21 protein-coding genes and 1 pseudogene are annotated in these 24154 nt (G+C 60.3%); 10 read left to right on the top strand and 12 right to left on the bottom strand.

Annotated features, from left to right (window positions below):
• Window positions 1–11: 11 nt before the first annotated feature.
• The 4 genes from proB to rplU form a co-directional block, all read right to left on the bottom strand.
• Window positions 12–1130, bottom strand: coding sequence for a glutamate 5-kinase (proB, locus tag PSPTO_RS04230; RefSeq protein WP_003381304.1), 1119 nt, complete (start codon window positions 1128–1130; stop codon window positions 12–14).
• Window positions 1131–1220: 90 nt separating this feature from the next.
• A complete protein-coding gene (gene cgtA / locus PSPTO_RS04225) occupies window positions 1221–2444 on the bottom strand; it encodes an Obg family GTPase CgtA (RefSeq protein WP_005769256.1) in 1224 nt (407 codons plus the stop codon).
• Window positions 2445–2660: 216 nt separating this feature from the next.
• The gene (rpmA, locus tag PSPTO_RS04220) at window positions 2661–2936 is read right to left on the bottom strand and encodes a 50S ribosomal protein L27 (protein ID WP_002551972.1); all 276 of its coding nucleotides are present in this window, start codon (window positions 2934–2936) and stop codon (window positions 2661–2663) included.
• 32 nt (window positions 2937–2968) lie between these two features.
• On the bottom strand, window positions 2969–3280 hold the full coding sequence (rplU, locus tag PSPTO_RS04215) for a 50S ribosomal protein L21 (protein WP_003381306.1): 312 nt from the start codon (window positions 3278–3280) through the stop codon (window positions 2969–2971).
• A gap of 239 nt (window positions 3281–3519) precedes the next feature.
• Between rplU and PSPTO_RS04210 the strand changes: the two genes are divergently transcribed.
• Window positions 3520–4488, top strand: coding sequence for a polyprenyl synthetase family protein (locus PSPTO_RS04210; protein ID WP_003381308.1), 969 nt, complete (start codon window positions 3520–3522; stop codon window positions 4486–4488).
• A 72-nt stretch (window positions 4489–4560) separates the two neighbouring features.
• Here the strand turns inward: PSPTO_RS04210 and PSPTO_RS04205 are convergent, their stop codons facing one another.
• The 3 genes from PSPTO_RS04205 to selD are packed head-to-tail and all read right to left on the bottom strand — an operon-like array spanning window position 4561 to window position 7494.
• The gene (locus PSPTO_RS04205; RefSeq protein WP_011103289.1) at window positions 4561–5325 is read right to left on the bottom strand and encodes a sulfite exporter TauE/SafE family protein; all 765 of its coding nucleotides are present in this window, start codon (window positions 5323–5325) and stop codon (window positions 4561–4563) included.
• 34 nt (window positions 5326–5359) lie between these two features.
• Window positions 5360–6460 (bottom strand): tRNA 2-selenouridine(34) synthase MnmH, encoded by a 1101-nt coding sequence (gene mnmH / locus PSPTO_RS04200; RefSeq protein ID WP_011103288.1) that lies wholly within the window; start codon window positions 6458–6460, stop codon window positions 5360–5362.
• The gene (selD, locus tag PSPTO_RS04195) at window positions 6460–7494 is read right to left on the bottom strand and encodes a selenide, water dikinase SelD (RefSeq protein WP_011103287.1); all 1035 of its coding nucleotides are present in this window, start codon (window positions 7492–7494) and stop codon (window positions 6460–6462) included. Before selD ends, mnmH begins: the two co-directional genes overlap by 1 nt.
• Before the next feature lie 236 nt (window positions 7495–7730).
• On the opposite strand from selD, the gene PSPTO_RS04190 reads away from it, so the two are divergent.
• From PSPTO_RS04190 to phnE, 4 genes are read left to right on the top strand one after another with little or no spacing between them, the layout of a single operon-like run.
• Complete coding sequence (locus PSPTO_RS04190; RefSeq protein WP_011103285.1) at window positions 7731–8582, top strand: putative selenate ABC transporter substrate-binding protein; 852 nt, start codon at window positions 7731–7733, stop codon at window positions 8580–8582.
• Window positions 8579–9376 (top strand): phosphonate ABC transporter ATP-binding protein, encoded by a 798-nt coding sequence (locus tag PSPTO_RS04185; RefSeq protein ID WP_011103284.1) that lies wholly within the window; start codon window positions 8579–8581, stop codon window positions 9374–9376. The genes PSPTO_RS04190 and PSPTO_RS04185 overlap by 4 nt, the downstream gene beginning before the upstream one ends.
• Window positions 9370–10197, top strand: coding sequence for a PhnE/PtxC family ABC transporter permease (locus PSPTO_RS04180; protein ID WP_011103283.1), 828 nt, complete (start codon window positions 9370–9372; stop codon window positions 10195–10197). Before PSPTO_RS04185 ends, PSPTO_RS04180 begins: the two co-directional genes overlap by 7 nt.
• On the top strand, window positions 10194–10961 hold the full coding sequence (phnE, locus tag PSPTO_RS04175; protein ID WP_005769243.1) for a phosphonate ABC transporter, permease protein PhnE: 768 nt from the start codon (window positions 10194–10196) through the stop codon (window positions 10959–10961). Before PSPTO_RS04180 ends, phnE begins: the two co-directional genes overlap by 4 nt.
• A gap of 79 nt (window positions 10962–11040) precedes the next feature.
• On the opposite strand, the gene ggt is transcribed toward phnE, so the two are convergent.
• A complete protein-coding gene (gene ggt / locus PSPTO_RS04170) occupies window positions 11041–12768 on the bottom strand; it encodes a gamma-glutamyltransferase (protein ID WP_011103282.1) in 1728 nt (575 codons plus the stop codon).
• A gap of 292 nt (window positions 12769–13060) precedes the next feature.
• Between ggt and PSPTO_RS04165 the strand changes: the two genes are divergently transcribed.
• Window positions 13061–13825 carry a response regulator transcription factor gene (locus PSPTO_RS04165; RefSeq protein WP_005769238.1) on the top strand — a complete coding sequence of 255 codons (765 nt, stop codon included), beginning with the start codon at window positions 13061–13063 and terminating at the stop codon, window positions 13823–13825.
• Window positions 13826–13854: 29 nt separating this feature from the next.
• On the top strand, window positions 13855–15201 hold the full coding sequence (locus tag PSPTO_RS04160) for an ATP-binding protein (RefSeq protein WP_005769235.1): 1347 nt from the start codon (window positions 13855–13857) through the stop codon (window positions 15199–15201).
• A gap of 284 nt (window positions 15202–15485) precedes the next feature.
• Here PSPTO_RS04160 and PSPTO_RS04150 read toward each other — a convergent pair whose 3' ends face one another.
• The 3 genes from PSPTO_RS04150 to PSPTO_RS04140 form a co-directional block, all read right to left on the bottom strand.
• Window positions 15486–17456 (bottom strand): TonB-dependent receptor domain-containing protein, encoded by a 1971-nt coding sequence (locus PSPTO_RS04150; protein ID WP_011103281.1) that lies wholly within the window; start codon window positions 17454–17456, stop codon window positions 15486–15488.
• A 114-nt stretch (window positions 17457–17570) separates the two neighbouring features.
• Window positions 17571–18461, bottom strand: coding sequence for a 3-hydroxyisobutyrate dehydrogenase (mmsB, locus tag PSPTO_RS04145; RefSeq protein WP_011103280.1), 891 nt, complete (start codon window positions 18459–18461; stop codon window positions 17571–17573).
• Between the two features lie 34 nt (window positions 18462–18495).
• Complete coding sequence (locus tag PSPTO_RS04140; RefSeq protein WP_011103279.1) at window positions 18496–20022, bottom strand: CoA-acylating methylmalonate-semialdehyde dehydrogenase; 1527 nt, start codon at window positions 20020–20022, stop codon at window positions 18496–18498.
• 157 nt (window positions 20023–20179) lie between these two features.
• On the opposite strand from PSPTO_RS04140, the gene PSPTO_RS04135 reads away from it, so the two are divergent.
• Window positions 20180–21124, top strand: coding sequence for a LysR family transcriptional regulator (locus tag PSPTO_RS04135; RefSeq protein ID WP_005769228.1), 945 nt, complete (start codon window positions 20180–20182; stop codon window positions 21122–21124).
• A 53-nt stretch (window positions 21125–21177) separates the two neighbouring features.
• Window positions 21178–21492 (top strand): annotated as a pseudogene (locus PSPTO_RS04130) (transposase); the annotation flags it as partial.
• A gap of 146 nt (window positions 21493–21638) precedes the next feature.
• Here PSPTO_RS04130 and PSPTO_RS04125 read toward each other — a convergent pair.
• Window positions 21639–22616 (bottom strand): IS5-like element ISPssy family transposase, encoded by a 978-nt coding sequence (locus PSPTO_RS04125; protein WP_007247571.1) that lies wholly within the window; start codon window positions 22614–22616, stop codon window positions 21639–21641.
• A 593-nt stretch (window positions 22617–23209) separates the two neighbouring features.
• Between PSPTO_RS04125 and PSPTO_RS04120 the strand changes: the two genes are divergently transcribed.
• Window positions 23210–24112 (top strand): hypothetical protein, encoded by a 903-nt coding sequence (locus tag PSPTO_RS04120; protein WP_044393960.1) that lies wholly within the window; start codon window positions 23210–23212, stop codon window positions 24110–24112.
• Window positions 24113–24154 lie beyond the last annotated feature (42 nt).

Below are 24154 nucleotides of genomic sequence, written 5' to 3'. Positions count from 1 at the left end.
AACGACCGTAATCAGACAAGAATCAGATTATCCCGATGAATCAGCTCCGGCTCGGCCATATAGCCCAGCTCGCGCACGATGGCCTCGGATGAGTGACCAATGATCTTCTGCGCCTCGATGGCACTGTAGTTACTCAACCCGCGAGCGATCTCCCGACCGTCAGGCGCGACACACACCACCATCTCGCCGCGACGGAAGCTGCCCTGCACCAGCTTGACGCCAACCGGCAGCAGGCTTTTGTGATCGCTGGCCAGCGCCGAAACCGCGCCGTCGTCCAGCACCAGCGTACCGCGGGTCTGCAAGTGGCCAGCCAGCCATTGCTTGCGCGCCGCGAGCATTTCGCGCTCGGGCGACAGCAATGTTCCCAGCCGTTCGCCCCCCTTGAGCCGCGCCAGCACGCGCTCGATGCGCCCGCCGACGATCACGGTATGCGCACCGGAACGCGCAGCCAGGCGCGCAGCACGCAATTTGGTCTGCATGCCGCCACGCCCCAGCGCACCGCCCGTACCGCCCGCTACCGCATCCAGCGCCGGATCATCGGCACGCGCTTCGTAAATCAGCTGCGCATCAGGGTTGTTGCGCGGATCAGCGTCGAACATGCCATCACGATCAGTCAGGATGACCAGCAGATCGGCCTCGACCAGGTTGGCAACCAGCGCCGCCAGTGTGTCGTTGTCGCCAAAACGGATCTCGTCGGTGACCACTGTGTCGTTTTCGTTGATGACCGGCACCACCCCAAGCTCGACCAGCGTACGCAGGGTGCTACGGGCATTCAGGTAGCGTTTGCGGTCCGACAGGTCGTCGTGGGTCAGCAGGATCTGCGCGGTATGCCGGCCATGCTCGGCAAAACTCGACTCCCACGCCTGCACCAGCCCCATCTGACCGATTGCAGCGGCAGCCTGAAGCTCGTGCATTGCACTGGGTCGCGCCGTCCAGCCAAGGCGACTCATACCGGCAGCAACAGCCCCGGAAGAAACCAGCACCAGCTCGACGCCTGCTTCATGCAGCGCCACCATCTGCTCTACCCACACACCCATGGCGTTGCGATCCAGGCCCTTGCCATCCGCGGTCAGCAAGGCACTGCCAATCTTCACAACCCAGCGCTGGGCGCCCGTCACTTTGCTGCGCATCTTCTTCCAACCTTAGCCAGAGAGTTTTCAAATTCAAGATACAAAAACGCCGCTAACAATCGTAGCGGCGTTCAAGTTTACTTCAAGCGATCAGTCGCGGACGTAAATGATTTCCGGACCGTCTTCATCATCCACATCTTCTTCGTCCCAGTCATCTTCACCGATGTCATGCACGCTCTTCACGCCACTGCGACGCAGGGCACGCTGATCGTCCAGGGCCTGCAACTGCGCGCGCGCTTCGTCTTCGATGCGCTGATCGAGCTCGGCCAGCTCTTCGGCGTAACCAGGCTCTTCGGCGATGCGCAGGCTGCGCTCTTCGAGGTAACGCATGATGTCGCGAGTCAGCTGCTCGGTGCCTTCTTTGGCAATGGCAGAGATCACGTAGACAGGGCCGGTCCATCCCAGGCGATCAACGATCTCCTGCTTGCGGGCTTCCTGCTCCTCTTCAAGGATCTGGTCGCACTTGTTCAGCACCAGCCAGCGATCACGCTCTGCCAGCGACGGGCTGAATTTTTCCAGCTCGCTGACGATCACTTCTGCAGCGTCCGGGGCACTGGTTTCATCCAGAGGCGCCATATCGACCAGGTGCAGCAGCAGACGGGTACGCGCCAAGTGCTTGAGGAAGCGAATCCCCAGACCGGCACCGTCGGATGCACCTTCGATCAAGCCCGGAATGTCGGCGACGACAAAGCTCTTCCAGCGATCGACACTGACCACGCCCAGGTTTGGCACCAGCGTGGTGAACGGATAATCGGCAACTTTCGGCTTGGCAGCCGATACCGAACGAATGAACGTGCTCTTGCCGGCATTCGGCAAGCCCAGCAGGCCAACGTCGGCCAGCACTTTCAGCTCAAGCTTGAGATCACGCTGATCACCTGGCTTGCCCGGGCTGGTCTGACGTGGCGCACGGTTGGTACTGGATTTGAATCGGGTGTTACCCAGACCGTGCCAGCCGCCTTGTGCAACCATCAGGCGCTGACCGTCTTTGGTCAGGTCACCGATGATTTCCTGGGTGGTGGCGTCAATGATGGTGGTGCCCACCGGCACACGCAGCACCAACTCTTCACCTTTACGACCGGTGCAATCGGCGCTGCCGCCATTGGCGCCGCGCTCGGCATCGAAGTGTCGGGTGTAGCGGTAGTCGACCAACGTGTTCAGGTTGACGTCGGCGATCATAAAGACCGAACCGCCATCGCCACCGTCGCCGCCGTTTGGACCACCGTTTTCAATGAATTTTTCGCGACGGAAGCTCATGCAACCGTTGCCGCCGTCACCGGCTTTTACTCGAATGGAAACTTCATCTACAAATTTCATAACGCACGCCTCCCGCCACAGGGACGAGCAGAACCACATAAATTACATAAGACTCTTGCAAAAATGAGCGTTGCGATACCGATCAGAAACCAGCGACCCCAAGGGTCAACATCACAACAGCCCGCACAAACAGTTTTGCAAGAGACTCACCTGCCTCTCTACCTCTACAAACAAAAAAGCCCCGTCGCAAGACAGGGCTTTTAAGCAACTGCGTGATTACGCTGCGGAGACTTCAGTCTTCGGAACGATGCTCACGTAGCGACGACCGAAGGCGCCCTTGACTTGAAACTTGATCACGCCTTCCACTTTCGCGAACAGGGTGTGATCTTTACCCATGCCAACGCCGTAGCCAGCGTGGAATTGGGTGCCGCGCTGACGCACGATGATGTTGCCAGGGATGATAGCCTGGCCGCCATACATCTTCACGCCAAGGCGTTTGGCTTCTGAGTCGCGCCCGTTACGGGTACTACCACCAGCTTTTTTGTGAGCCATGAGTCAATTCTCCAGTTGAGGATTAGGCTGAATTAAGCCTGAATACCTGTAATTTTGATCTCGGTGTACCACTGGCGGTGGCCCATGCGCTTCATGTGGTGCTTACGACGACGGAACTTGATGATACGAACCTTGTCGTGGCGACCTTGCGAGATCACTTCAGCTACAACGGTAGCGCCAGCAACAACTGGAGCACCGATGTTGACGTCGTCGCCATTGCCAACCAGCAGAACGCGGTCGAAAGTGACGGATTCGCCAGTAGCGATTTCCAGTTTTTCAATTTTCAGGTATTCACCTGGGGCGACTTTGTACTGCTTGCCACCGGTAACAATTACTGCGTACATGGTATTTCTCCGAAAATCCTGCTCACCCAGCTCTTTATAAGAAGAGTATTGGCTGGCATGGCTGCATGGGGCTGGAACGGCCCGTTTGCATTGCGTAAGGCAGGTGCTGCCCAGGAAAGTTAGGGTGCGCGATTGTACGCAAGGGATTGGTGTGTTGCAAGAGGCCGCTCGTCATACCTTGACACGCTCTACCCCGCGACCTAGCATGCGGCGCAACCTATCCGGAGCACGTGTCGCTGATGCAACCCCAAGCCTTCTACCGCGCGGTGGCGGACGACTTTAGTGCCGTTGACCTTATCATCAAAAAGCAACTGACGTCGCGTGTACCGCTGGTCTCCAAGATCGGTGATTACATTACGTCGGCAGGTGGCAAGCGCCTGCGCCCGCTGCTGGTGCTGCTGTGTGGCAAGGCTCTAGGCCGTGAAGGCGACGACATCCGCCTGCTGGCCGCCACCATCGAATTCCTGCACACCGCCACCCTGCTGCATGACGACGTTGTCGACATGTCGGGCATGCGTCGCGGCCGCTCCACTGCCAACGCCCTGTGGGGCAACGCGCCCAGCGTATTGGTGGGTGACTTCCTTTATTCGCGCTCGTTCGAAATGATGGTTGAACTGGGCTCGATGGAAGTCATGAAGATCCTGTCCAAGGCGACCCGCATCATTGCCGAAGGCGAAGTGCTGCAGTTGTCCAAGATCCGCGACGCCAGCACCACCGAAGAAACCTACATGGAAGTGATTCGCGGCAAGACAGCCATGCTGTTCGAGGCCTCGACCCACAGCGCCGCAGCCCTGTGCAAGGCCTCCGAAGCGCAGACCGAAGCCCTGCGCACGTTCGGTGACCATCTGGGTGTGGCCTTCCAGCTGGTCGATGACCTGCTCGACTACCGCGGCGATGCCGAGACCCTGGGCAAGAACGTCGGTGACGATCTGGCCGAAGGCAAGCCGACCCTGCCGCTGATCTACACCATGCGCGAAGGCAGCCCGGAACAGGCCGCACTGGTTCGGCAGGCAATCCAGAAAGGTGGCCTGGAAGATCTGGAAAGCATCCGTAATGCCGTGGAAAGTGCCGGTGCGCTTGATTACACCGCACAACTGGCCCGCGACTACGCTGCGCGCGCCATTGCCTGCCTGGACGCCTTGCCGCCCAGCGAATACCGCGATGCCCTGATCGAACTCAGCGAGTTCGCCGTCGCCCGTACGCACTGACAGCCAGCGCAGTCAACAGCCCGTCCAGCGACGGGCTGGCGTGTTGTTGATCTGTCTTTGTCGCGCTCGTGATCAGCCTTTTATCAGCAGATGCAGCCCCAGCAGCCCCATCCCGATAAAGAACACCCGCTTGAACAGCACCGCGCTGATGCGTTGCCGCAGCCATTGGCCCAGCAGCATGCCCAACAGCGCCGGAGCCAGTGCCAGCAGCGACGCGCCCAGCTCGGTGCCGCCCAGCGCACCATTCCATGACAAGCCAACCGCCAGCGCCGCAGTCGAGACGGTGAAAGACAGCCCCAGCGCCTGCACCAACTCGTTACGCTCAAGCCCCAGCGCTTGCAGATAAGGCACCACGGGAATCACGAATACCCCGGTGGCCGACGCGATAACGCCAGTCACAAAACCACCCAACGGCCCCAGCCAGCGCTCGGCAGCCTCCGCGACCTTCAACGTCGGCAGGAACAGGCCACTCAACGCATAAAGCAGCAGCGCCGCGCCCAATGCCCGCGTCATCGAATGGCTGCCACTCATGCCCAGCCAGAACGCACCGGCGCAGGTGCCGATGAAAATCATGCTCAGCATTGGCCACAGGCGTTTGAGCAAGGGTCGCAGGCTCCCGCCAGTAGCCAGTTGCCAGACGTTGGTGAGCGCCGAGGGGATAATCAGCAAGGCCGCAGCCTGCGGCGGCAGCATGACCAGCCCCAGCAAGCCCATCGCCACCGTGGGCAGGCCAAGGCCGATAACCCCCTTGACCGTGCCTGCCAGCAAAAAGGTGCCGATCACCAGCGCCGAAAGGCCCCAGCCGAGGGTTTGGTAGAAATCGAAGACTGCGCTCATGGCATCCCTGTCCGCCAGCTAAAAAACCATCAGACTAGCGCCGCGATGAACGCTCGCTTAAATAGCCCGACACTTCAAACTGGTTGCCCGCGAACTCGATTCGCGCGGCTTTATGTTCGCGCTGATAAGCGTACATCGGGTCGTAGTATTCGCCGAGCAAGCCTTCGATCCAGCCCCGATGCAGCTCAACCGCGCCGCTGCGCTGTTGCTCTTCCAGCGCAGTCTGCATGAGCGCCAGCAAACGCTGGTGACGCTCGCCGCCCAGGCGTTTGTGAATGTTGTTCAGGCTCTGCAGCAGGCGATCGGCAAACAGCCCGAAGCCGAGTTCTTCGCCCTTGACGCTGATGAACTCTGCGCAGAGGTTGACCACGTAATCGGCCAGAATACGCTCGACGCGGTGCTCGAAGCTGTCTTCCAGCCAGACCACCGGACAGCCTTGCATGGCCTGGTGCAATTCCAGCGGCACGTTGCAACTGCCGACCAGACGGCTTTCGTCTTCCACAACGAACTGTTCGATACCGGCGGCGCGCTTCTTGAGCAGGTTGATGGCCAGGCGGTTCTCGAAGTCGATCTGCGCCGGTTGCCCGGTGGCGCGCTTGCCGAAGCTGGAGCCGCGATGATTGGCGACGCCTTCCAGGTCCAGGCCGTTGGGCAATTGCGTCAGCACTTCGGTTTTGCCGGTGCCGGTCATGCCACCTAGCACCACCAGATCGCACTCGGTCACGGCTTCATGCAGGGTATCGAGCAAAAACGTGCGCATCGCCTTGTAACCGCCGAGGATGCGCGGGTAATCAACCCCTGCATCTTTCAGCCAGCGCTGCACAGTCTGTGAGCGCAGGCCACCGCGAAAGCAGTACAGGTAGCCATTCGGGTTGGCTCGGGCGAACTCGACCCACGCCTCGACCCGCTCATCCTTGACCTGCCCGCAGACCAGTTGATGCCCGAGCTGAATGGCCGCGTCCTGGCCATGTTGCTTGTAGCAGGTGCCGACCTTCTGCCGCTCGATGTCGTTCATCAGCGGCAGGTTGATCACGCCTGGAAATGCGCCCTTGGAAAACTCCACCGGGGCGCGAGCGTCCATCATCGGCACGTCATTGAGGAACAGTGCCCGGTAGTCGCTGCTGTTGTCGGCCATCAGAACACCTCGACGGCGTGGGTCTGTCGCTCGAGCAAGGTGCCGATCGGGTTAAGTTGCAGGCCCAGTTCGGCCGCCACCGCCAGAAACTCCGCTTCACCTTCAGGGCTGACCGCGACCAGCAAGCCGCCGCTGGTTTGCGGATCGCACAACAGGTCGCGCTGGGCATCGCTCAGCGCGGCAATCTTGTCGCCATAGCTTTCGAAGTTGCGCAACGTGCCGCCCGGCACGCAGCCCTCCGCGATGTAATGCTCGACACCCGGCAGACGCGGCACAGCGGCATAATCCAGACGAGCGGTCAGGCCCGCGCCGTCAGCCATTTCCACCAGATGCCCGAGCAGACCAAAACCGGTGACATCGGTCATCGCCGCCACGCCGGCCAGTTTGCCGAAACGGCTGCCCGGCGTGTTCAGTGTGCACATCCAGTCCCGCGCCAGGCCCATGTCTTCTTCACGCAGTCTGGCCTTCTTTTCAGCGGTGGTCAGAATGCCGATGCCCAATGGTTTGGTCAGGTACAGCACGCAGCCGGCCTGCGCGGTGTCGTTGCGTTTCATGTGTTTTTTCTGCACCACGCCAGTGACGGCCAGGCCGAATATCGGCTCCGGCGCATCGATGGAATGGCCGCCCGCCAATGGGATACCGGCAGCGTCGCACACGGCACGACCGCCACGGATCACTTCGCGAGCCACTTCGGGCGGCAGCACATTGACCGGCCAGCCGAGAATGGCGATGGCCATCAGCGGATCGCCGCCCATCGCATAGATGTCGCTGATCGCATTGGTCGCTGCGATGCGGCCGAAGTCGAACGGATCATCGACGATGGGCATGAAGAAGTCGGTGGTCGAGACCACGCCGCGCTCGTCGTCCAGCGCGTAAACCGCTGCATCGTCACGCGAGGTATTGCCGACCCAGAGTTTCGGGTCCAGGTTCTGCGCGCCGCTGCCGGCAAGGATCACGTCCAATACCTTGGGGGAAATCTTGCAGCCACACCCTGCTCCGTGACTGTACTGGGTCAGGCGGATTGGCTCATTCATCGCGACACTCTCGGTAACCGGGGAACAGGCTGCGGAGTCTAGGGGCTGTTCGCGTATCAGCGCAAACCGCAGCGCCCGCCGGGCGTGTCAGCCGACAGTGAAGCGCTGAACTGGCCTTTCTCGCCATGCCTCTTATAATCCCCGCGCACGGCTACCCAACTCTGCGCGGCGCTGGCTGTCCATTGATGCACGCGCTGCCTTACTTGTCTTCCTGCTCTCGACCCGGAGAAACTTCCATGCTCAAGCGTACCCTGGCGCTCGCCGCCGGCCTTGCCCTGTCCTTCTCCGCGCTGACCAGCCATGCGGCCGATACCTTGCGCGTCTCGGCCATCCCCGACGAGGCGCCCACCGAACTGCTGCGCAAGTTCAAGCCGCTGGGGGCTTATCTGGAGCAACGCCTGGGCATGAAAGTCGAGTTCGTGCCGGTAGCGGATTACCCGGCCGTGGTCGAAGCACTGGCCACCGACCGCCTCGACATGGCCTGGCTGGGCGGCTTCACCTTTGTTCAGGTCAACCTCAAGACCGGAAATGCCATGCCTCTGGTACAGCGCGAGCAGGACGCCAAATTCACCAGCAAATTCATCACCTCCGATCCGGCCGTGAAGGCTGTGGCTGATTTGAAAGGCAAGACGTTTGCCTTCGGCTCGGTGTCGTCCACTTCCGGCAGCCTGATGCCGCGCTATTTCATGCTCAAGGAAAACATCAAGCCGGAGACCTTCTTCAGCCGCGTTGCCTATTCCGGCGCCCATGATGCGACGGCGGCCTGGGTTCAGGCGGGCAAGGTCGATGCCGGCGTGCTCAATGCCAGCGTGTGGGACAAACTGGTCGCCAGCGGCAAGGTCGATACCAGCAAGGTGCACGTGTTCGCGACCACGCCGACCTATTTTGACTACAACTGGACCGTGCGCGGCAGCCTTGACCCGGCGCTGGCGACGAAGATCAAGCAGGCCTTCCTTGACCTTGACCCGGCCAACCCTGAGCAGAAGGCGATTCTCGATCTGCAGGCTGCCAGCCGCTTCATTGAAACCAAACCCGAGAACTATAAGGGTATCGAAGAAGCCGCACGCGCTGCCGACCTGCTGAAATGACCCTGCGCCTGTCCGCCATCGACCTGCGCCACAGCAATGGCACGCTGGCGTTGCGCGGGCTGGACCTGAGCATTGAGCGCGGCGAGCGGGTCGCAATCATCGGCCCGTCCGGTGCGGGCAAGACCACCTTGCTCAACCTGCTGGCCAGCGCGCTGCCGCCCAGCGCCGGGCAGCTGGAAGTGCTGGGCGTCAATCCGTGGCAGCTGTCCAGCCGGCAACGCCAGCAATTGCGCAGCCGCATCGCCCTGATTCATCAAGCGCCGCCGTTACCTGCGCGTCAGCGTGTGGTGACTGCTGTGTCGGCGGGCAAGCTGGGGCAATGGGGGCTGGGCAAAAGCCTGCTGAACCTGTTGCACCCGCTGGACGTGCCCGGCGCACGCGCGGTGCTGGCGCGCCTGGACCTGGCCGACAAACTGTTCGAGCGTTGCCAGCAGTTGTCCGGTGGCCAGTTGCAGCGCGTCGGCATCGCCCGCGCGTTGTATCAGGCCCCTGAGTTGTTACTGGCCGATGAACCGGTTTCGGCGATGGACCCACGTCTGGCCGATCACACCCTGGCGTTATTGTGTCAGCACGCCATCGAACACAACGTGACGCTGGTCGCGAGCCTGCACGCAGTGGAACTGGCGCTGGCGCACTTTCCGCGCATCATCGGGGTGCGCGACGGTCGTATCCACTTTGATCTCCCGGCCGGCGAGGTCGAACGGCAACACCTCGACACGCTTTACGCCAATGAACAACTGAGCCCGCAGCAGGTTTGCGAGGTTGCAGAAACGGTATGGGCGCCGCGATGTTGAGTCGTGACCGGCGTGACCCGGCAGCAGTGCCGCGCCTGTTGCTGGCGCTGCTGGCTATCGCACTGCTCTGGCCAGGCATTCGCCTGGCCGAGCTGAATCCGTTTGTGCTGCTGCAAGCCGACAACGCCCGGACGATGGGCAACTTCCTTGCCGGGTTCTGGCCTGTGGCGCACTCCACAGAGTTCCTCGGTCTGCTGCTGCAAGCCACCCTGCAAACCCTTGCGATCGCGACTGCCGGTATCGCCCTTGCCCTGCTGCTGGCCATACCGGCAAGCCTGCTCGCCAGCAAGGCACTGTCTTTGTCGGCGGCCTCGCGTGGCGGGCGGCCGGGCTGGCTCGGCCAATGCCTGCGCTGGCCGGTGCGCGGGGTGTTGATCTTCCTGCGCAGCGTGCCGGAAATCGTCTGGGCGCTGCTGTTCGTGCGCGCGGTCGGTCTCGGCCCTACAGCGGGCGTACTGGCCATCGCCATCACTTATGCAGGCATGCTCGGCAAGGTCTATGCCGAGATATATGAGTCAGTGGACCAGCGCCCGGCTCACGCCTTGCTCCAGGCAGGCAGCGGGCGGCTGGCCGCGCTGGCTTACGGCATTGTGCCCAACGCGGCGGCAGAGCTAACGTCTTACACGGTGTATCGCTGGGAGTGCGCAGTGCGGGCCTCGGTGGTGATGGGCTTCGTCGGCGCGGGCGGTCTGGGCCAGCAGATCGACTTGTCGATGCGCATGTTCGCAGGCGATGAGGTGGCGAGCATGCTGCTGACCTTCTTGTTGCTGGTACTGCTCGCCGATCAGCTCAGTCGCTTGTTGCGCAGGCGGTTCACATGAGGCGCACAGGCAACGTGGTGCTGTTGCTGGCGATTGTGGCGGCGGTGACCGGATCGTTTGTGTACCTCGACCTGGACCTGTTCACGCTTGGCAGTCACGACAACCTGACGCAGATGGGCCGTTATGCATTGCGCTTCATCAGCCCCGACCTGAGCCGCGATCACGTGCAGGCCATCGGCAAAGGCGCGCTGGAAACGCTGGCCATGTCGGCCCTGGGTACATTGCTGGCAGCCGTCGCCGGCTTGCTGCTCGCCTTGCCCGCTGCCGGGCGTCTGGGCTGGCCGCTGCGCAGCCTGAGTCGCTTGCTGCTCAATGCGCTGCGCGCCATCCCGGAGCTGGTCTGGGCCGTGCTGATGGTGCTGGCAGCAGGGCTTGGCCCCAACGCGGGCACGCTGGCGTTGGCGTTGCACACCACCGGCGTGCTCGGTCGGCTGTTTGCAGAAGCGTTGGAAAACACCTCGCCGGAGCCCGCCGCTGCGATTCGTCTGCAAGGTGGCAGCGCCTGGCAGGCCTTCGGCTACGGCACGCTGCCCAACCTCTGGCCGCAGTTGCTGGCTTACACCCTGTACCGCTGGGAAAACAACATTCGTATGGCCAGCGTGCTGGGTTTTGTCGGCGCGGGCGGGCTGGGCCAGATGCTTTACGTCAGCCTCAGCCTGTTTCAGGAAGCGCAGGCCAGCAGCGTGATTCTGGCGATGCTGATACTGGTGTTCGCCGTCGATGCGTTGAGTGGCTGGAGCCGTCAGCGCTGGGTGCGCAACTGACTCACCAGCACAAACAAAAACGCCACGACCCTAAGGCCGACTCTAAAGCTCAGTGCCGTGGCGTGGTCAGCAGAATGACTCAGTAACCCAGCGACAACCCGGTGTTGCGGCGCGGGTCGTTGGCGCCGTAGAAACGGTTGTTACCGACCGGCTTGCCACCCAGCGAGGGCGCACCGACCAAAATGGCCGCCACGTGGTTGAGCGGTTGCGGGCCGGCAAACTTGTGGCCCCAGCTCTCAAGAATCTTCAGCGTGTCGGGGCTCACGGCGAAGGTGTCGATGTTGGTTGCTTCCGGCTGCCATTGCTGATGGAAACGCGGCGCGTCCACGGCTTCCTGAATGTTCATGCCGTAGTCGATGACGTTGAGCATGGTCAGCAGGGTTGCGGTGATGATGCGACTGCCGCCCGGCGTACCGACGACCATGACAGTCTTGCCGTCCTTGGTAACGATGGTCGGGCTCATGGATGACAGCGGCGTCTTGCCTGGCGCGATGGCGTTGGCTTCGCCCTGCACCAGCCCGTACATGTTGGGCACGCCGACCTTGACGGTGAAGTCATCCATTTCGTCGTTGAGAATCACGCCGGTCTTGCTGGCCATGACGCCCGCGCCGAACCAGTTATTCAGGGTGTAGGTCACCGATACCGCGTTGCCCCATTTGTCGACAATCGAATAATGCGTGGTGTTGCTGCCCTCGTGTGGCGCGACGCCCGGCTTGATCTTGTTCGAGTCACCGGCTTTCTGTGGCTCGATGGCTTCGCGCAGCTTGGCCGCGTACTTGACGTCCAGCAGATGTTCGACCGGGTTCTTGACGAAATCGGGGTCGCCCAGGTAGCTGTTGCGATCCACGTAGGCATGGCGCATGGCTTCGATCTGATAATGCATACCCTGCGCCGAACGGAAACCCAGTTCTTTCATCGGGTAGCCTTCAAGAATATTCAGAATCTGGCAGATGACCACACCGCCGGAACTCGGCGGCGGTGCCGACACTACGTGGTAGCCGCGGTAGTCACATTCGACCGGCGCCAGCTCGCGGGTCTTGTAGTGATCAAGGTCAGCCTGGGTGATGATGCCCTTTCCGGCCTGGCTCGAATCGACCAGCGCCTTGGCCACCCAGCCTTTGTAGAAACCGTCGCTGCCCTTCTCGGACACTTCCTTGAGGGTCCTGGCGAGGTCTTTCTGCACCAGCTTCTGACCGACCTGCATCGGCTTGCCCTTGTCGAGGAAGATCGAGCCGGAATCAGCCATGTCGGCCTTGAACACATCGGTGGCGCTGGACAGCATGTCAACGTCGCCCTGCCCCAGTACAAAGCCGTCTTCGGCCAGCTTGATCGCCGGGGCAATGACCTCTTCGCGCTTGCGCGTGCCGTATTTGTTCAGCGCCATTTCCATGCCGGACACGGTACCCGGCACGCCGACGGCCAGATGGCCTTTGGCACTTAGATCAGGAATGACCTTGCCGTCCTTGTCCAGGTACATATTGGCAGTCGCTGCCAAGGGCGCCTTTTCGCGGAAGTCGAGAAAGGTCTTGCGCCCGTCAGCCAGCTGGATGGTCATGAAGCCGCCGCCACCGAGGTTACCGGCTGCGGGGTAAACCACTGCCAGCGCGTAACCGACTGCAACAGCGGCATCGACCGCGTTGCCGCCATTCTTGAGCACATCGACACCCACATGGGTGGCCAGATGCTGGGCAGTCACGACCATGCCGTTTTCGGCAGCAACCGGGGCTTGTGACGCGGCGAATGTGGGGGAATACGCGACAATCAATGCCGTCGCGATCAGCGACCTGGCGAGGGGTTCGAACTTCATGATCGCTCTCTTCTTTTTCTGAGTCAGGGACGTTTGATGAGTGCAGCGTCAGCCTCGGGCGAGGGATGCTGCACTTCTCATCGAAGCGTACCGTGCATCCCTGCGCGGGTTTGATGAGGGTCAAAGTAGCCGGTTCTGGCGCGTTTACCTAGTGTAAAAATATCGATACATAACGCGAATCGGCGGTGCGGAGTAATGGCTTTTCGCCGTGCGGCGACTCTCCAACCACAAATGGGATAAGATCGCGCCACTCAATGAGAATCATCCCCGGCTGTGCCGCAGGAACATCATGATGTGCGCTACTCCTCAGCTTCGTCCTGCTCCGCGCGTTCTTGTCGTGGATGATCACCGCAAGATCCGCGACCCGCTGGCCGTCTATCTGCGCCGTCATTTGTTCGACGTGCGCACGGCCGAGGACGCGGCGGGTATGTGGCAATTGCTCAGGCAACAGCCGTTCGATGTCGTGGTGCTGGACGTGATGCTGCCGGACGGCGACGGATTTGAACTGTGCAGCCGTCTGCATCGACGCGAGAACATTCCGGTGATTCTGCTCACCGCACGCGACACGTCTGCCGACCGGGTGCGTGGTCTGGACATCGGGGCAGACGATTACCTCACCAAGCCGTTCGAGCCGCGCGAACTGGTGGCACGCATCAACAGCGTGTTGCGCAGGCGCGGGCCGGTGCCGACGGTCATGGAGGCTACACCTGCCGAGGCTGCGCTTGCGCCGACGCAACACTATGCGTTCGCAGGCCTGAGTTTCATGAGCAGTACCGGAACGCTGCGGCGCGGTGACGGCTCGGCGGTCAGGCTCAGCACGGTGGAAGCCCGTCTGCTGGGCGTACTGCTCTGCCATCCCAACACCATTCTCAGTCGCCAGCGCCTGATCGATCTGACTGCGCGACCGGGCTGCGAAGTCTACGACCGCGCTATCGACCGACAGATCAGCCGCCTGCGCCGCAAGCTCGATGACAACCCGCTTGAGCCCCAATTGCTGCGCACCATCTGGGGCGACGGCTACATGCTCGCGGCCAGCGTCGCAGCGCTCGACGCATGACCGTGCCGAACTGGCTGTGGCCAAGGCGCATGACGCAACAACTGGCGCTGTTGCTGCTGCTTGCCTTGCTGGCTTCCAATGCCATCGCGATGCTTTTTCTGCAACGTACCGGCGCGCTGATTCATCCACTGTCGCGCACGCTTGCCGTCGAGCGGCTGATCACCGCGTACCACGCCACGCAGGGTTTATCGGCTGAAGACGCTTCGCGCTTGCTGGCCGCCATGCAGACGCCGGATTCAGAGTTGTGGGTGTCCGCCTGGCCCATCGCCAATACGCTGGACATGCGCGCCGAAGAATATCGACTGGTCGCCGACCTGAGTCATCGCCTGAAACTGCCCGCCGAAACCACCATCGGCATGCAGCTTGAACGCATCAGCGGTGGGCCGGCGCGCGAGCATGTGTTCGTTGCGGCGGGCTGGGCCCCGTTGCGGCTGCGCACCAGTATCGACCTGCTGAACGGCTCGTACCTGAATGGCATTCAGCACCCGGCGGGCGGCTATGAGTGGGGCCGAATGCTGGCCTATACCCTGCCGGTGACGACCATTCCGGTGCTGCTGATCGTGGTGTTTTTCATGCGCCGTATCGTGCGGCCGGTCAAGACCCTGGCCAAGGCAACCGAGCGCGTCAGCCGCGGTGAATGGATCCCGCCGCTGCCGCTGTCCGGCCCGCAGGAGGCCCGTGATCTGACCACGGCGTTTAACATCATGCAGGCGCGCATTGCCCGCCATGTGGAAGGTCGCACGCGCATGCTGGCCGCCATCAGTCATGACCTGAACACGCCGATCACCGAACTGCGCCTGCAAATGGAGCTGCTTGACGACGGGCCAGAGCGCGATGACATGCTCGACAGCCTTGATGAGCTGCGTGCGATGGTGCGCGAGACCCTGAACTTTGTGCGCGGAGATGCGGTGCAGGAAGCCACGGTAGAGATATCGCTGACCGTCCTGATTGATGATCTGGCAAAGCGTTACACGACGATGGGAACGCCGATTGGCTGGCACGGCGCAAGCGAGATCACCTGTCGCTGTCGGCCCTTGGCGCTGAAACGCGCCCTGACCAACTTGATCGACAACGCACTGAAGCACGCCGGGGATGCCACGGTGAGTTTATTCAAAGCGTCCGACGGGGACATTCACCTGGAGGTCCTCGATCACGGCACGGGCATCGAACCGGCATGGCTGACTCAAGTGTTCGAACCCTTCGTGCAACTGAGCCAGACCGGCACAGACCACCCTCAAGGCGGCGGACTCGGCCTTGGGCTGGCCATCGCCCGCGCCTGCGTGCAAGCCCACGGCGGCGAACTCACCCTGGAAAACCGCCCGCCCGCGGGGTTGTGTGCGGTGGTGCGGCTGCCTGCGGGCGTCGCAAACCTGTGACGCAGAGCGTCACGCAATGCATTCCGACGCTGGAGCGTGCGGAACGATAATCTCAACTGTCGTGCGACGCTCTGCGTCCGGTCTTGAGTACGGCGGTACGCCGCAGATCTGTGACGCAGAGCGTCACGAAATGCATTCCGACGCTGGAGCGTGCGGAACGATAATCTCAACTGTCGTGCGACGCTCTGCGTCCGGTCTTGAGTACGGCGGGACGCCGCAAATCTGTGACGCAGAGCGTCCTCCCAAGCATTTCCACTGGGGCACAAGGAACGATAAGTACCACCTCAAAACCGTACAGTGGTGCTCGCCCACAGCGTGCGGCCGTAGTTGACGGTGCCGTAGGTTTCGTCATCCAGTCGCTTGTCTGCCACGTTGTACAGCGCGGCGTTGAGCGAGATGTTTTTGCTCAGTTCATAAGAGCCGCCCAGGTCGGCTGTGGTGTAGCCCGGCGCGGCCACGTCAGTGAGGGTGTTGCCGTATTCCTTGCCGTAGTAATTGGTCGAGGCCCACAGTTGGGTACGGTCGTTGAGTTTCCACTCGGCGCGCAGATTGGCTTTTTGCTCCGGCGTAAGCGCCAACGGAGCACCGGCGTTGGCGCCGCTTTTCTGCTCGGAGTCGGTGTAGGTGTAATTGCCCTTGATCGCGACCGTAGGCGTGATGTCCCAACGGCCATTGAGCTCGACGCCCTTGATGACGGCCTTGTCGACATTGACCCGATCCATGACGATAAAACCATTCCACACTTCGGTAGTGGTCACGGTAGAAAGCTTGTCCTGAAAATCGTTGTAGAACACCGTCGCACCCGCCGACAGGTCGTTGCGGTTGGACCACAGTGCCGACAGCTCGTAGTTGGTGCTGGTTTCCGGCTTGAGACCCGGGTTGCCGAACATCACGAACCGGTTGCGACGCAGGTAAGAATAACCCGGCACCACGGCGCGCACTTCAGGGGCCTTGAAGCCTCGCGCAACACCGCCCTTGATGGTCCAGTCATCGGTAGCGCGCCAGACGCCATAAACCCTAGGGCTGAAATGCACGCCGTACTGTTCGTGGTGGTCCATGCGCAGGCCGGTGGTCAGCGCAAAAGTGTCGGTCATCGACCATTCGTTTTCCGCGAACAGCGCCTTCTGCACCACCGAGAACTCGTAGTCCTTACGGTCGCCCAGCCCTTGATTCCAGTCGGTCACCGTGGTGTCGTTCCACTGCAGGCCGGTGGTGGTGATATTGCGTTCGGTGGGCATCACCAGCTTGGCGTCGAGCACCCGGTTTTCAACTTCAGGCTTGCGTCCCAATACGTCCGTCTGGGTTGCGCTAGCCTCGCCTTCACGGCTGGATTTTTCATACGCCAGCGACACGTCCGAGGTCGCCCAGCCCCAACGGCCCTGGTGCGAGATCGACCAGTGATCGCGGTTGTTTTCCTGCTCACGGGTGGCCCAGTTGGCGCTCACGCCATCGCCATTCTTGAGGCGCGTGGCACCGGCTTCCAGGAGGATGTCGTGGTCGACCGTCGGCGTGAACGACAGCCGTGCAGTCAGGTCGCGATGGTCTGCCTTGCTGAAACCGTTGGTGGTTTCGACGTCGTCGTCAGCCTGACGATCCAGGTAGCGTCCCCAGACCTGTAAGCCCAAAAAGTCTTCCTTGATCGGGCCACTGAGGAAGAACTGGGTCTGGCGCGCGTTGCCCTGATCGCTGTGCTGACGCGCCGAGTAATCGTAGGTGACCGAACCGCCCCACTCCGACGTGACCTTGCGTGTGATGATGTTGATCACCCCGCCAATCGCATCCGAGCCGTACAACGATGACATGGGCCCGCGAACCACCTCGATACGCTCGATGGCCTCGGCGGGCGGAATGAAACTCTGCTCATAACCGCTGTTGCCGTTGACCCGCGATTCACGGGCGCTCTGACGTTTGCCATCGACCAGAATCAGCGTGTAATCAGCAGGCATGCCGCGAATGGAAATATCGGTTTCGTTGGCCCCGCCATTGACGGTCACGCCCTCGACGTCGCGCAATGCATCCGTCAGATCGCGAAAGGATTTCTTGCGTAATTCGTCGCCGGTAATCACCGTCATCGAAGCCGGTGCATCCTCCAGGTTCTGCTCGAAGCCGGAAGCGGTGACCACCACGTCATCAAGCGACAGCACATTGGCGGGCTCGACCACGGGCTCGGCAGCATGAGCGTGGCCCGCAGCCAGGCAGGCCAGCGCGAGTTTGACCATCACAGCCGCAGGCCGCAAACGAAGAGGAGAATGCATGGAGCTTCCTTACGATTCACAAGTAAAAGAGAATCGTATGCATCTGCATTCAGGAAGGTTGGACAAGATGTGACAACATTTCGGGGCAGCAGGGCCGCCCCGGCCTCTTTTCTGTCAAAGCGCTTTTTTACGATAGCCCTCGATGATCGCCGAGAAGTCCTTGCCGCCATCGCCGCGCAGGCTCATCGCCTGATAAAGCTGCTGGGCGATGGCACCGAGAATCACCGGCTGATGCGCAACGCGCGCGGCCTCGGTTGCCAGCCCCAGATCCTTGAGCATCAGCTCCGCGCCAAAGCCGCCGCTGTAGCCGCGCGATGCGGGCGCAGTTTCGACGATGCCAGGCCAGGGGTTGTACGCCTCGGAGCTCCAGCAACGGCCGGTCGAGGTATTGATGATGCTGGCCAGCACCTCGGTGTCGATGCCCAGCGCGCTGCCCAAGGCCATCGACTCTGAAACACCGATCATGGAAATCGCCAAAAGCATGTTGTTGCAGATTTTGGCGATCTGCCCTGTGCCCACTTCGCCGCAATGCACGATGTTGCGGCCCATTATTTCCAGCACCGGCTTGAGCGCTGCAAAGTGCTGCGCCGAACCGCCGACCATGAACGTCAACGTCCCGGCCTGCGCGCCGCCGGTGCCGCCCGATACTGGCGCGTCACCCAATACGACACCTTGTTGCGCAGCTATAGCGGCGATGTCGCGGATCGTTTGCGGGTCGATAGTGCTGCAATCAACGGCCGGGACGCCGGGCGCAATCCCCTTCAACACGCCGTCGTCGTTCAGGTACACGCTGCGTACATGCGCAGCGGCAGGCAGCATGGTGATGACCAGTCCACTGCCCTCAGCGGCTTGCCTGGGTGAATCACTGACCTTTGCGCCCAGCCCGGCGAATTCGCTCAGTACATCCTTGTTCAGATCGAACACATGCAGGCTGTGCCCGGCGTTGATGAGGTTGCGAGCCATGGGCGCGCCCATGTTGCCCAGACCGATAAATGCGATGTTCATTATTGTTCTCCTTGGCCTGGCTGACAGGCAGCACTCAACGCAGATTGATCGTGGTATTCACGCCATCATTCACGCTGTCGTCATCGAACCAGCGGCTGGTGACGGTCTTGGTCTGAGTGTAGAACTGCACCACCTGTTTGCCATACGGCCCCAGATCACCCAGCTTGGAACCCCGCGAGCCGGTGAAACTGAAAAACGGCACCGGTACAGGAATCGGTATGTTGATGCCCACCTGGCCGACGTCGATCTCACTCTGAAACTTGCGCGCTGCGGCACCGCTTTGTGTGAACAAGCCCGTGCCGTTGCCGAACGGGTTGGCGTTGACCAGCGCAATCGCTTCATCCAGCGTGTCGACCTCCAGCACCACCAGCACCGGGCCGAATATTTCCTGGGTGTAGATCTGCATGTCGGTGGTCACACCCGAGAACAGCGTCGGCCCCACGAAATTGCCGCCTTCATAGCCCGGCACCGAGACTTCCCGGCCATCCAGCTCAAGGGTCGCCCCTTCGCGCACGCCGCTTTCGATCAGGTCGAGAATGCGCTGCTTCGCCCGCCGGGAAATCACCGGACCGATGTCCGTGCCCGGCTCGTGACCGGCATTGACCTTGAGTTTCTGCGCCAACGCTTTAAGGTCCGACAGCCACTGCTTCGACGCGCCGACCAATACCACCACGGACGTCGCCATACAACGCTGCCCTGCTGCGCCAAAGCCTGCGCCCACCAGCGCGTTGAGCGTCTGCTCACGATTGGCGTCGGGCAGCACGACGGCATGATTCTTCGCCCCCATCATCGCCTGCACGCGCTTGCCATGCCGTCCGGCCAGGTCATAAACGTGCGTGCCGACAGCGGTCGAGCCGACAAAGGAAATCGCCTTGATGTCCTTGTGCATGCAGATCGCGTCCACCACGTCCTTGCCGCCATGCACCACGTTGAGTACGCCCGCTGGCACACCCGCCTCGACCGCCAGTTCGACCAGCAGCAGGGTCGATAGCGGGTCCTGTTCGGAGGGCTTGAGGACAAAGGTGTTGCCGCAGGCAATCGCCATCGGGAACATCCACAGCGGAATCATCGCCGGAAAGTTGAAAGGGGTGATGCCCGCGCACACGCCGATGGGTTGGCGCAGGGTGTAAGTATCGACGCCACTGGCGACGTTCTCGGCGAACTCGCCCATTTGCAGCGTACCGATCGAGCACGCATGCTCGACCACTTCAAGACCGCGAAAGATATCGCCTTCGGCATCCGCCAGCGTCTTGCCCTGCTCGGCGCTCAACACCGCCGCAATGCGTTTGGAGTGCTCACGGATCAGCGCCTGCAACCTGAGCATGATGCGCATGCGAGCGCCGACGGGCGTGTCACGCCAGGTGCGATAGGCGGCGTGGGCGGCCGCAACGGCAGCGTTCACTTCATCGCTCGTCGCGAACGGCACTTGGGCGAGAATTTCCTGAGTGGCCGGGTTGACGATGTCTTGCCATTCACCGCTTTGCGAGTCGATCCACTCGCCGTTGATCAGCAGTTTCACGCGAGCAACGGTGGTCGAAGTGTCGTTCAATGAGGCATTCATGGCAGCGGTCTCCCTTCAGAAAAGCCACGCGTCCGGTGCATCTGCAAGCGGATCGCCGTGGTTTCCCGGCAGTATTGTTTTGAGTTGGTCAGGGGGCGTGCTTTGGAGTATAGATGTGCAAACTTCTAACAAGAACGCAGATAAAAGCAGGGTCAACATGCAAAAAAACATCACATCCCTGAGCGGGTTGAACTGGGATGACCTGAAATTTTTCCTTGAAGTGGCACGCACTCGCAAAGTCAGCAGCGCGGCCCGGCGCCTGGCGGTCGACTACACCACCGTGTCGCGGCGTATCAATTCGCTGGAAACTTCGCTCGGCACATTGCTGTTCGAGAAGTCGCGCAACAACGGCTTCATCATGACCGCCGAAGGTCAGCGCCTGCTGGGCTACGCCGAGTCCATCGAAAGCACGCTGCACATGGCCTGCGAACAGGTTTCCGGCTCCAGCGTGGCCTTGTCCGGGCATATCCGCATGGGCTGCACCGAGGGTTTCGGCAGCTTCTTCATCACCCCGCAACTGAGCCACTTTCTCGACAATTACCCGAGCATCTCGGTGGACATCCTGCCGCTGCCGCACTTCATCAGCCTGTCGAAACGCGAAGCAGACATCGTCATCGCCCTGGAGCGCCCGGAACACGGCCCGTACGTGTGCTGCAAACTCTGCGACTACAGCCTGCGCCTGTACGCGACCCAGGAATACCTGGACAACCACGCGCCGATCCAGCGCAAGGCCGACCTCAGCGAACACGTATTCATCAGCTACGTCGACGACCTGGCGTTCAGCTCAGAGCTGCTGTACCTGAGCAACCTGCTCCCCAACGCCCAGGCGCAACTGCGCAGCACCAGCGTCATCGCCCAATACACCGCCGCCTTGCAGGGCCGCGCACTGGCAATCCTGCCGTGCTTTCTCGCCGCGCAGGACCCGCGCCTGCTGCCGGTGCTGACGGAAGAGGTGAACATTACCCGGCAATTCTGGATGTACTGCCGGGAGGATTTGAGGAAGCTGAAACGGATCACGTTGTTGTGGGATTACATTCGCGAGGTGACGGAGTTGAATAAGGGTTTTTTGTTGGGGGAAAACCGCGCCGCTCGCTTTGTGTAATCACAGATTTTCAAGGAATCAGGTGGCCGTATCTTAACGAGGGAAGGAGGCGGTACGCCGGTTGCAACGCGCTTGGCGCGCAAGCCGGGGTCGAGCGCCTGGGTTGCTGGACGCATGCTCGTCGCAAGTTCGTAGAAGCACAAAAAGTGCAGCCCAAGGGCAAAACCGGGCGGGTTGATGTTGCTCTGAGTTTTATCAACAAGCTTTACGGTATAGAGCGGGCGTTAAAAGAAGGCAGCGATGAGCAGCGTTATGAAGCTCGCCAGCAAAACAGCGTACCGGTGCTGACTCAGTTGCTCGCCTGGATAGAGAAAACGCCGTCTCACGTCACTGCGCAAAATGCGCTGGGTAAGGCGATCAGTTATCTAGGGAAGGTCTGAAGTAGGCATCGATTTTTGACGCTCTCATGGCCTGAGGTTCAAAAAAAGCTCGCCCGATCAGATAATTAGACGTTTTCCGCTCTTAACTCATCGATTTTCCTTCAAACAGCACCTTTCCAAGGCGTTTTTCCGCATTACAGGCGCACCTCTCCCATCGCCAGCAGCCGTTTTCGCACCATCCAAAGGTTCGACAAGGCAAACAGAGTAGCCTGTTGCGCGGTGTTTTTAGCCAGCCCGCGAAACCGGACTTTCGTATAACCAAACTGGCGCTTGATCACGCGAAACGGATGTTCAACCTTCGCCCGTAACTGGGCTTTCGTGAACTCGATTTTGCGATAGACCCGTGCGATCAAACTTTTCTCGCCATGCTTTTTATAACGGCTTGGGCGGGCCGCAATTGACCAGATCATCTGACGATCCTGATGCTCCGCACGCTTGTCCACGCCGGTGTAGCCCGCATCACCGCTGACATAGGTTTCCTCACCATGTAGCAATTGATCAACCTGAGTCACGTCCGCCACATTCGCCGCAGTACCCACCAGGCTATGGACTAAACCCGACTCGGCATCGACGCCGATATGCGCTTTCATGCCGAAGAAATACTGGTTTCCTTTCTTCGTCTGATGCATTTCGGGATCGCGTTTGCCGTCCTTGTTCTTGGTCGAGCTCGGCGCATGAATGATCGTCGCATCGACCACCGTACCTTGGCGCAGCATCAAACCTCGATCACCCAGATAGCCATTGATGACCTGCAAAATCCCGCCTGCCAACTCATGCTTTTCCAACAGACGCCGGAAGTTGAGAATCGTGGTTTCATCGGCGATTCGATCCAGACTCAACCCTGCGAACTGGCGCAGGATCGTTGTCTCGTAAAGTGCTTCCTCCATCGCCGGATCGCTGTAACCAAACCAGTTCTGCATCAGGTGAATACGCAGCATCGCCATCAGCGGATAAGCCGGACGGCCACCTTCGCCCTTTGGATAATGTGGTTCGATAAGGGCAATCAAGCCTTTCCAGGGCACAACCTGATCCATCTCGATGAGAAAGCGCTCGCGGCGGGTATGCTTACGTTTACCCGCGTACTCGGCATCGGCGAAGGTCATCTGTTTCATCAGGGAAGCTCGGTGAAAGGTGTTGGGGTATTTTGCCAAATCAGGAAACCTTTTTCAGAGTTTCCTTAGCATACAAGCCGAATGCAGGCTGAAGCTTGTTAGTAATGTTTCGAGCAATCAAGGAATACCCTATCAAACGAATGCGAAAATTTCTCTTAGACCAGAATCGCCTAAAGCCCAGCGACTTCATCCTGACGCGCTGGAGCTTTATTTCTCCACACCCATAAACACAACCTCATCAACTGGCAATACGACACATCATTTTGAATGGGCAGTAAGAGCACAATTCACTCTGATACGCAGTGGGGGAAAGCGACACTTTCCTGCGCCGCCCGTCAAGGATGGAACCCAATTTAGCGAAGCGTGGGCCAAGCCAGACTTCAACAAAGTCAACCAGCCATTTTGGGCTGACGAATCAACCCACAAGGCTAAGCCTAATGACTGAGTCAATCCATAGATCTTATTACGGCTCTCGTGCGTATAGCCCAGGCAAAACTTTACGACAAGCACCTGCACTAAAGAGCCTCCCTATTTTGTCTGGCGCTACACGTCTGCCTTGGTCCTCGACTCAGGGGACAGTGCCTATTGAACTAATGATGAGCCACACACCTGAGAGCATGAGGTTTTGGCAAAAAGCTCAGGTGGACAAAATACGGCAGAAAGCTGATAAGACTTATGTGCCGGCCAAATTTGAATCAGTTGACTTACATCAAAAATATGACCAAGAGCGATTCCGCTTTGCTCAGCTGCCGTTTCAAACGCAATTATGGTTGTTCATGCAGCAGGGTGGGAAATGGTCTTTCATTATCTTGCTACCTATGTTTTTGCTTGTAAGTTTTTTGGGTATAAACAAGCCGGCGGGGTCAGCCTTCACCCTGTACGTTAACAATGTTATCGAAACATTTCCGATTCTTATGGGACCTTGGCTGGCCTTTTGGATCATTGGCCACGTCGTCATCAACTACTTTCCCAGAGTCTGGTTCCGCCCCCCAAAAGGCCCACTCTGGGAGCTCAATCGCAGAACCGGTCTGGTCACGATCTTCGGCTACAAACGCCATCGAAAAGAAGGGGTGATCGACGAGTTCGTCGCGCCGTTCTACGAGTTCGATGCCTACATGATCACCACGCATGATCGTCATGGACCGTATTACGGCCTGCTACTCCAGCATCGCTATGAGGAGCAGCACATCAACTTCCATGCGCTGCTCGGCCCGGACGACTTTCAGCAACGCCCCTGCGCACTCTGGGACTTCCTGCAAAACTACATGGACACCAGCGGCCCGATTCCGGACATTCCACTGTTTGAACCGTATCGCCATCTGGACCCGGTCACCGCCATTTACGATCAGCAGCGCGGCCGCAACCCTCGCTACTGGATCGATATGGACGACGCCACGTTCAAGGCTGAGGTTGATGCCATGTGGCAGCGGGTTTATGCGATTGACACGTTTAGCCGCCCGAACCTTATGGCGCGGTATGTGGATTATGGCGTGTGAGGCGTTGTGTCGGATCTGCGGCGGCCCTGAAACGGGCTGCCT

This window comes from Pseudomonas syringae pv. tomato str. DC3000 (assembly GCF_000007805.1).
GTDB lineage: Bacteria > Pseudomonadota > Gammaproteobacteria > Pseudomonadales > Pseudomonadaceae > Aquipseudomonas > Aquipseudomonas avellanae.
Note: the sequence above shows the minus strand (reverse complement) of the source record. Positions and strands in the feature narration are given on the sequence as shown.